Source organism: Burkholderia reimsis (assembly GCF_003294055.1).
GTDB lineage: Bacteria > Pseudomonadota > Gammaproteobacteria > Burkholderiales > Burkholderiaceae > Burkholderia > Burkholderia cepacia.
This window is the reverse complement of sequence record NZ_QMFZ01000087.1, coordinates 1-8,479: the sequence shown is the minus strand read 5'-3', so window position 1 is coordinate 8,479 and position 8,479 is coordinate 1. Positions and strand designations below refer to the sequence as shown.

Sequence of the window (8,479 nt, the reverse complement as noted above, 5' to 3'; positions counted from 1 at the left end):
TACCAGCGGTGGGAGATGGCGTCGTTCGACCCGCCGCCGCCCCCACCGCTGGTAGGCGGTGAGGGTGCCCGCGCGATCGCTCGCCGAATCAGACATACGCGTCTTCCGCCTTGCCGCCGATCGCGATCGCGCCGCTCTCGGCCAGGTTGCGCACGATCTGCAGGATGCGGCGCTGCTGCGTCTCGACTTCGGACACGCGTACCGGGCCGCGCGCGTCGAGATCCTCGGCGAGCAGCTCGGCCGCGCGCTGCGACATGTTCGCGAGGAACTTCTGGCGCAGCGCGGGCGGCGCGCCCTTCAGCGCGATGATCAGCGTTTCCGACTCGACTTCCTTGAGCACCATCTGGATCGCGCGGTCCTCGAGGTCGAGCAGGTTCTCGAACACGAACATCTGGTCGACGATCTTCTGCGCGAGATCCGCGTCGTACTGGCGCACGCTTTCGAGCACGCCTTCCTCATGCACGCTCGTCATGAAGTTCAGGATCTCGGCCGCGGTGCGGATGCCGCCCATCGGGCTGCGCTTCAGGTTGTCGCTGCCGGACAGCAGGCCCGTCAGCACGTCGTCGAGTTCGCGCAGCGCGGCCGGCTGGATGCCGTCGAGCGTCGCGATCCGCAGCATCACGTCGTTACGCAGGCGCTCGGTGAAGCACGACGCGATCTCGGATGCCTGGTCGCGGTCGAGGTGCACGAGGATCGTCGCGATGATCTGCGGATGCTCGTTCTTGATCAGTTCGGCCACCGCGCCCGAGTCCATCCACTTCAGGCCCTCGATGCCGCTCGTGTCGCTGCCCTGCAGGATGCGGTCGATCAGCACGCCGGCCTTGTCCTCGCCGAGCGCCTTGGTCAGCACCGAGCGGATGTAGTCGCTCGAATCGAGCGACAGCGCGGTGTGCTGCTCCGCTTCCTTCGCGAATTCCTGCAGCACGTCCTCGACCTGCTCGCGCGTGACGTTCTTCAGCGCGGCCATCGCGGCACCGATCTTCTGGACCTCGCGCGGCGCGAGGAACTTGAATACCTGCGCGGCCTCTTCCTCGCCGATCGACATCAGCAGCAGCGCGCTCTTGGTCAAGCCTTCAGCGTTCATCGGACACCCAGTTCTTCACGACGGTGGCGACGATCTTCGGATCCTGGCGGGCGATCGAGCGCGCGTAGTCGAGGTTGCGTTCGTAACGGTTCTTTTCGCTTTCGAAACCGAGCAGCAGCGCGTCGGGTTCTTCGGCCTTCTCCGGCGCCGGCAGGCCGTCGAGCGCGACCGGATCTTCCGGCGCGGCGAGCGCCGCCGCGACCGGCTCGGGCGGCGGGAACGCGCGGCGCATCGCCGGGCGCACGAACATGAAGTAGAGCGCCGCCGCGGCCGCCGCGATGCCGAGCCACTTCGCGGCTTCCTTCGCCATCGCGATCATGTCGGGCTGGCGCCACCACGGCAGGTCGGCGTACGGGTCGCTCGCGGTCGAGAATGCGCTGTTCACGACGTTCACCGAGTCGCCGCGCTTCGCGTCGTAGCCCATCGCATCCTTCACGAGCTGTTCGACCTGCGCGAGCTTCGCCGGCGGCAGCGGCTGCATCGTCACGTGGCCCTTCGCGTCGGCGACCGGCTGGTAGTTGACGACGACCGCGACCGACAGCCGCTTCACGCTGCCCATCGGCTGCTCGAGGTGACGGATCGTCTTGTCGAGCTCGTAGTTGGTCGTCTGGTCCTTGCGGTCGCTCACGGGCGTCGTCTGCGGCGCGTTCTGGCCGTTGCCGGCGACGATCGGCGCGGACGCCGGCTGCGGCGGCGTGTTCGACAACGCGCCCGGCACGCCCGACGCGCCGCCCTGCGCGAGCTCGGTCGCGCTGCTGGTCTGCTGGCTGCGGATCGCGGATTGCTGCGGATTGCCGTTCGGGCCGTAGCTTTCCGACGTCTGCTCGACCTTCGAGAAATCGAGGTCCGCGCTGACCTGCGAGCGTGCGTTGCCCGTGCCGAAGATCGGCGCGAGGATCGCGTCGATGCGCTTCTGCGTGTTGTGCTCGACCTGCTGCACGTACTTGAGCTGGCTCGCGTCGAGGCCGGATGCCGAGGCGGTCTGGGTCAGCAGGTTGCCGTCCTGGTCGACGATCGTCACGTTCTTCGCGGGCATGTCGGGCACGCCGGACGACACCATCCGCGTGATCGCCTGCACCTGGCCCTCGTCGAGCACGCGGCCCGGGTAGAGGTCGACGAACACCGACGCGCTCGGCGCTTCCTTGTCGCGCACGAACACCGACGGCTTCGGGATCGCGAGATGCACGCGCGCGCCGCGCACGGCGTTGATCGATTCGATGGTGCGCTGCAGCTCGCCTTCGAGCGCGCGCTGGTAGTTGATCTGCTCGGCGAACTGGCTGATGCCGAACTTCTGGTTGTCCATCAGCTCGAAGCCGACCGAGCCGCCCTTCGGCAGGCCCATCGCGGCGAGCTTCAGGCGCGTTTCATGTACCTGGTTCGACGGCACGAGGATCGCGCCGCCGGCATCGGCGAACTTGTAGGGAACGTTTGCCTGCTGGAGCGCGGCGATGATCGCGCCGCCGTCGCGATCCGACAGGTTGCTGTACAGCACGCGATAGTCGGGCGCGCGGCTCCACAGCACGAGCGCGGTGATCACGGCGACCGCGAACGCGACGGCGATCAGGAACGGCAGCTTCGGGTTGCCCTTCATCCGCGAGATGCCGGGAATGCGTTCCGCGAAGCCGCCAAGCCCGAAGTCCGCGCCTGCGCCACCCGCGCCCGGCAACGCGGCGGCCGCGGCGGCGCCGGGCGCCGGGCTGGCGAGGCCCGCGCGGGCGTCTGGGTTGATCAGCGAGTTGGCCTGCGAATCCATGCGTCGAGTTTCTCCGGAGCGGGACGACTGAGCTCGCTCGGACGAGCGGGCGGACAATGACACGATGCGATTATCGTGACCCGGGCCCGGTTCCGATCGACTGAAAAGAGCGGGGTTTCCCCCGTACTTTCTCGGCTTTGACGCGCGGCGCGCTGCTATCCTTTTTCGCGATCCGGCATGGTGCGCGTGGTGCGGCGCCGGCGGAACGCCCGGTGCGCCGGGTCTCTTCTCTCAGTTTTGGGGACAGCATGACTGCGAACGTCAGCGGAATCGGTTCGGTGTTGCAACAGATGCAGTCGATGGCCGCGCAGGCGTCCGGCGGCGTCGCGAGCCCGACGGCAGCGCTGGCCGGTTCGGGTGCGGCGACGGCCGGCACGTTCGCGAGCGCGATGAAGGCGTCGCTCGACAAGATCAGCGGCGACCAGCAGCACGCGCTCGGCGAGGCGCAGGCGTTCGAGGTCGGCGCGCCGAACGTCTCGCTGAACGACGTGATGGTCGACATGCAGAAAGCCAATATCGGCTTCCAGTTCGGGCTCCAGGTCCGCAACAAGCTGGTGAGCGCTTACAACGACATCATGCAGATGTCGGTGTGATGCGGCGGGCATCCGGGGACGGGTACCCGGCGACGGGCACCCGGGAGCGGCCATCCGGCGAAAGTTGTTCAGGGAAGGCCTCCGGGCCGGCGCCTTCGGCGCCCCGGCGGCAGGCCACGCTTGCCTAAAGCTTTTCAAATCCCTTCCGATAACTCCGGTGAAGGCCGCGTCGTGCGATGCACGGCGGCGGTTCCCGTATAGCCAACGCATAACAAGGAGAAGCGCATGTTTTCCCCAGGACACGCTGGAGCCAGTGCATACGCGCGTGTCGGCGTCGAGACCGGGGTGATGGGCGCCTCCCCGCACCGTTTGATCGCGATGCTGTACCAGGGCGCGCGGCAGGCGGTTGCGCTGGCGCGCATGCATTTGCAGCAGGGCAATGTGTCCGCGCGCGGCGATGCGATCGGCAAGGCGATCCGGATCGTCGAGAGCGGGCTGAAGGCATCGCTGAACCGCGACGCGGGCGGCGAGATCGCGGAGCGGCTGGACGCGCTGTATGCGTATATCGGCCGGCGTCTGCTGGAAGCGAACGCGCAGGCAAGCGACGCGATGCTGGTCGAGGTCGACGGGCTGCTCGCGACGCTCGAGGAAGCATGGACGGGGATCGCCCCGGAAGTCGCGCGGATGGCCGCGCAACAGGCAGTGGAAGCATCGAGATGAATCGCAAGGCCGAATACTTCGCACGTTACGAGGCGCTCGCCGCCGTGTCGGGCCGGATGCTGGGCGCCGCCCGCAGCGCCGACTGGAGCGCGTTGCCGGGGTTGCAGGCCGAATTCATGGCACTCGTCGACGGGCTGAAGGAAGCCGATCCGGGCGTCGTGCTCGACGAATCGGATCTCGGCCGCAAGCTCGACCTGATCCGCCGCATCCTGGCCGACGACGCCGCGATCCGCGACCTCGCGAGCCCGGACGTCGCGCGGCTGTCCGCGCTGTTCGAGGCGCGGCGCTCGACCAAGGTATTGACCGATCTCTACCGCGCGCGCGGGTAGGGCCCGTTTCCAGGGAAGCCGGGAGGCGGGGAGACGGGCGCGGGGCGCACGAACCCGTTGCGGGAGGCGCGCAGTTCCCGCGGGCGGCACCGGCGTGCCGTTCCCGGATTCGCAACGATGTGGCTGAGGTGAGCAGGCTCCGATCATGACCGGTATCGACTCCGTTGCGGCCGCGCTGCTGGCGAGCCGCCTCGACAGCCTGCTGACCGGCACCGTATCGGCGCCCGCCGGCGGCGGCGCGACCTCGCAGGTCGGCACGCCGGGCACCGGCACGGCGCCCACGCCTTCGGCCGGCAGCCCGCCGGCCGCGCCGCCGGCCTCGACCCAGACCGCACTGTCCGATGTCGGGCGCGTGCTCGACGCAATCTCGCGGGCCGGTGGCGACTCGACGCCGGCCATTGCCGGGCGCGTGCCGCTGCTGGCCGACCCCACCGTGCTGCTCACAGATACGGCCTTGCCGGCCCGCGCGCCGGCCGCCTCCGATCCGGCTGCGTCTTCGACGCCGGCCTCCGCCGCGGCATCTTCCGCTGCGGCGGCGCGCGAAGCGGGCGCGGCCCTGCCGGTCGCGGCGCTGCGCGCCGCGCTCGCGCAGGCCGTGAGCGAAAGCGGCCTTTTCTACGAATCCCATCTGGCGCAGTGGCTGGCCGGCCAGCGCCCGCTCGCGGCGCTGATGCGCGAGCCGCAGGCACGCCTCGCGGCCGCGCTCGCGCCGGCCGACCCGGATGCCGCGCAGCACGGCTCGACCGACGTGCTCGACGAACTGCTCGCGCAGCGGCCGCCGCTGCCCGCGACCGCACGGGCGACGGCGCAGCCGGGTACACCGGCCCAGGGCGGCGCAGCGGCACGCGATCCCGCGCAGGGCTTGCCGGCGGGTGCACGGCACGGCGCGTCGCTGCCGCCCGATACGTTCGATCTGCTCGGCGAACGCCCTGATGTGCGCGGGACGCCCGCGCAACCGGCCACCGCGTCGTCCGACTCCCAGGCGCAGACGCTGGCGACCGTGCATCCGGCCACCGTGCCGCTCGTCAGGCAGCAGCTCGACGCGCTCGCGACCGACCAGTTCCGCTGGACGGGCGAGGCGTGGCCCGGCGCGCGGCTCGACTGGACGATCGAGCCGGACGATCCGGGCAGCCGCTCGCCGCGCGGCGACGACGGCCCGGGCGACGGCATCGCATGGCGCACGCGCCTGACGCTGACGTTGCCGTCGCTCGGCACGGTCGACGCGGAACTGGTGCTGAACGGCACGCAACTGGTCGCGCGATTGCGCGCGAACCAGACGGGCGCCGATCGCCTCACACGGCACGAGGCCGCGCTGCGGCAGCGGCTCGAGGTGTCGGGGCTGCGGGTGGGAGGATTGTCGATCCGCGCGGTCGACGACGGCCCGGACGGCTTCGACCTGTTTGCAGCCCAGGCGGCGGCCGCCGCGTATGCGCGCGGTTCGGCCGGCGGCCCGGCGACGCATGCGCCGGATACCGATGACGAGGCGCTGCCATGAGCATGACGTCCCGCAAGCGCGCGGCCGCGCTCGTCTACGATCCGAAGGGCGGCGATGCGGCGCCGCGCGTGGTGGCGAAGGGCTACGGCGTGCTCGCCGAGATGATCGTCGCGCGTGCGCACGATGCGGGCTTGTACGTGCATACGGCACCGGAGATGGTGTCGCTGCTGATGCAGGTCGATCTCGACGACCGGATTCCGCCGCAGCTCTACCAGGCGGTCGCGGATCTGCTCGCGTGGCTGTACGCGCTCGACCGCACCGAGCCCGCGCCGGACGACACCACACCGCGCTTTCCGCTGCCGCCGCTGCGCTGAATCGCCCGGCATCGCGCGACTTCTTACGAAATGCTGTCCTGGTCTTGCAAGGTCATTCGGGCGGCATTTTCCGGTTATCGGCCGGCATCGCGGCGCAACGCGCGCGCTTTGCCCGCCTTCTTGCTCTTGCCGGGCGTGCCACGGCGCACCCGGATGGATTGAGCCGCCGGCTTGTTTGTGTAATGATATCCATTCTCATTTTCATGCTGCCCGGGCGGCGCGCACGTTTTGCGCGCCGCCCGTTGTTTTGAACGAATGGAACCTTTCGCGTGAACGCGCCCGAAACGATCAATCCGCCCAGGACGGGTACTGCCCGCGCGGGCGTCACCGTGCTGCACCCGGCGGCGGCCCGCCCGCTGAGCGACGACGAACTGGCCGCGCGCCGCCAGCGCTCGCGCCGCGCGACCTTCATCAAGTGGCTGCGCAAGGTGCACGGCTGGGTCGGGCTGTGGGGCGCGGTGCTCGGGCTGCTGTTCGGTGTGACGGGCGTGCTGCTCAACCACCGCGCGCCGCCGCTGAAGATTTCGACAGGTGAGCCGCAGGTCGAGGAGATGCAGATCGCGCTGCCGGATCCGGTGCCGAAGACGCCCGCCGCGATGACGAAGTGGCTGCAGCACGAGCTGAATTTCGACGGCAAGCCGGGGCGCATGCGCAAGGAGGCCGCGCAGCCCGTTGCGTGGGGCGACAAGCGCGTGATGCAGCCGGAGCACTGGCAGTTCGGCCTGTTCGGCCCGCACCAGAACCTGCAGGCCGAATACTGGGTCGGCAACGGCTACGTCTCGGTGAAGCGCACGGGCAACACGTTCCTGACGACGCTGAACAACCTGCATCGCGGCGTCGGGATGAATCTCGGCTGGGTGCTGCTGATGGACACGATCGCGGGCTCGCTGATCCTGCTGTCGCTGACCGGCGTGCTGCTGTGGACCGAGCTGAACAAGCGCCGCACGGTCGGCGTCGTGCTGGTGGTCGGTTCGGTCGCCGCGGCGCTTGCCGCCGGCCTGACCTGACCTGACCGGCGTGCGCGCCGGCCGGGCCCCGGCGCGTGCGCTGTCGTCAGTCTCGTCGCCTTCGTCTGCTTCGCCCGTCGCGGCCGCGTATCCCGCGCGACCGCCCGCCGATCAGAGGCCGCACGCCGCGCCGCTGTTCGCCGCGATCTCCCGCGCGGCCTTCGCGCCTTCGACCTGCAGGATCGTCGGCAGCGACACATGGTTCTTCGCGGCGGTGATCTCGGCGAGGATCGAGATCGCGATTTCCGGCGGCGTCCGGCTGCCGATGTAGATGCCGGCCGGCCCGTGCAGCCGGGCCAGTTCCGCTTCGCTCAGATCGAATTCGCGCAGCCGCTCGCGCCGTGCCGCGTTGTTGCGCCGCGAGCCGAGCGCGCCCACGTAGAAGGCGGGCGTCTTCAGCGCCTCCATCAGCGCGAGATCGTCGAGCTTCGGATCGTGCGTCAGTGCAATCACGGCCGAACGCGCATCGAGGTTCATCTCGAGCACCGTATCGTCGGGCATCGTGTGCACGACGCGCGTGCCCGGCACGTCCCACGCATCGGTGTATTCCTCGCGCGGATCGCATACCGTCACCTGGTAGTCGAGCCCGACCGCGATCTGGCACAGATAGCGCGACAACTGGCCGGCGCCGATCACGAGCATCCGGTAGCGCGGCCCGTGGATCGTCACGAGCCGCTCGCCGTCGAACGCGAGCCCGTCGGCGGCCTGCGCGGGTGACAGCGATGCGCGGCCCGTCGCGAGCGTCATCGTGCGCGTGACGAGGCGCCCGGCCTCGACTTCCGCGCACAGCGCGGTTATCCCGCTGTCGCGCGTGAGCGGCTCGAGCACGAGCTGGATCGTGCCGCCGCAAGGCAGCCCGAAGCGATGTGCTTCCTCGGCCGTCACGCCGTACTTGAGCGCTTCCGGGCGCGCGTCGGCCGCGATGCCGCTCGCATGCACGCGGGCGATCAGGTCGTCCTCGATACACCCGCCGGACACCGAGCCGACCACGAGCCCGTCCTCGCGGACCGCGAGCATCGCGCCTTCGGGGCGGGGCGACGAGCCCCAGGTCTTCACGACCGTCACGAGCAGCACGCGGCGCCCTTCTTCGAGCCAGCGCGCGCTGGATTTCAATACATCGAGATCGACGCTTTCCATCATCTTCTTCCTGTTGCCGGGCGCACCCGTCGATGCGGGCCGCCGTTCGATGGCGCGATTATGAACCGGCCGCGACAAGCGTGCAGGGACGGGGGAAGGCGCAAAAC

General features: G+C 69.8%; 9 protein-coding genes and 1 pseudogene. 7 read left to right on the top strand and 3 right to left on the bottom strand.

The window, feature by feature from the left end; translation table 11 throughout:
- Positions 1–102 (top strand): annotated as a pseudogene (locus tag DPV79_RS43935) (flagellar assembly protein FliH); the annotation flags it as partial.
- Here DPV79_RS43935 and fliG read toward each other — a convergent pair.
- The gene (gene fliG, locus DPV79_RS41090) at positions 89–1,084 is read right to left on the bottom strand and encodes a flagellar motor switch protein FliG (RefSeq protein ID WP_027788887.1); all 996 of its coding nucleotides are present in this window, start codon (positions 1,082–1,084) and stop codon (positions 89–91) included. The pseudogene DPV79_RS43935 and the gene fliG overlap by 14 nt on opposite strands.
- On the bottom strand, positions 1,074–2,837 hold the full coding sequence (gene fliF, locus DPV79_RS41085) for a flagellar basal-body MS-ring/collar protein FliF (protein ID WP_048026708.1): 1,764 nt from the start codon (positions 2,835–2,837) through the stop codon (positions 1,074–1,076). Before fliF ends, fliG begins: the two co-directional genes overlap by 11 nt.
- 248 nt (positions 2,838–3,085) lie before the next feature.
- Here fliF and fliE point away from each other — a divergent pair, with 248 nt between their 5' ends.
- The 6 genes from fliE to DPV79_RS41050 all read left to right on the top strand — a co-directional run bounded on the left by fliE (position 3,086) and on the right by DPV79_RS41050 (position 7,235).
- Complete coding sequence (gene fliE, locus DPV79_RS41075) at positions 3,086–3,430, top strand: flagellar hook-basal body complex protein FliE (protein WP_021164033.1); 345 nt, start codon at positions 3,086–3,088, stop codon at positions 3,428–3,430.
- Between the two features lie 225 nt (positions 3,431–3,655).
- Entirely contained in the window at positions 3,656–4,090 is a 435-nt protein-coding gene (fliS, locus tag DPV79_RS41070; protein ID WP_021164034.1) for a flagellar export chaperone FliS, read from the top strand.
- Complete coding sequence (locus DPV79_RS41065; RefSeq protein WP_021164035.1) at positions 4,087–4,419, top strand: flagellar protein FliT; 333 nt, start codon at positions 4,087–4,089, stop codon at positions 4,417–4,419. The genes fliS and DPV79_RS41065 overlap by 4 nt, the downstream gene beginning before the upstream one ends.
- A gap of 145 nt (positions 4,420–4,564) precedes the next feature.
- Complete coding sequence (fliK, locus tag DPV79_RS41060; RefSeq protein WP_113048133.1) at positions 4,565–5,914, top strand: flagellar hook-length control protein FliK; 1,350 nt, start codon at positions 4,565–4,567, stop codon at positions 5,912–5,914.
- The gene (locus DPV79_RS41055; protein WP_021157023.1) at positions 5,911–6,228 is read left to right on the top strand and encodes an EscU/YscU/HrcU family type III secretion system export apparatus switch protein; all 318 of its coding nucleotides are present in this window, start codon (positions 5,911–5,913) and stop codon (positions 6,226–6,228) included. Before fliK ends, DPV79_RS41055 begins: the two co-directional genes overlap by 4 nt.
- 269 nt (positions 6,229–6,497) lie before the next feature.
- Entirely contained in the window at positions 6,498–7,235 is a 738-nt protein-coding gene (locus DPV79_RS41050) for a PepSY-associated TM helix domain-containing protein (protein WP_021157024.1), read from the top strand.
- Between the two features lie 111 nt (positions 7,236–7,346).
- Here DPV79_RS41050 and DPV79_RS41045 read toward each other — a convergent pair whose 3' ends face one another.
- A complete protein-coding gene (locus tag DPV79_RS41045) occupies positions 7,347–8,372 on the bottom strand; it encodes an XdhC family protein (RefSeq protein ID WP_027788892.1) in 1,026 nt (341 codons plus the stop codon).
- Between the last annotated feature and the right edge of the window lie 107 nt (positions 8,373–8,479).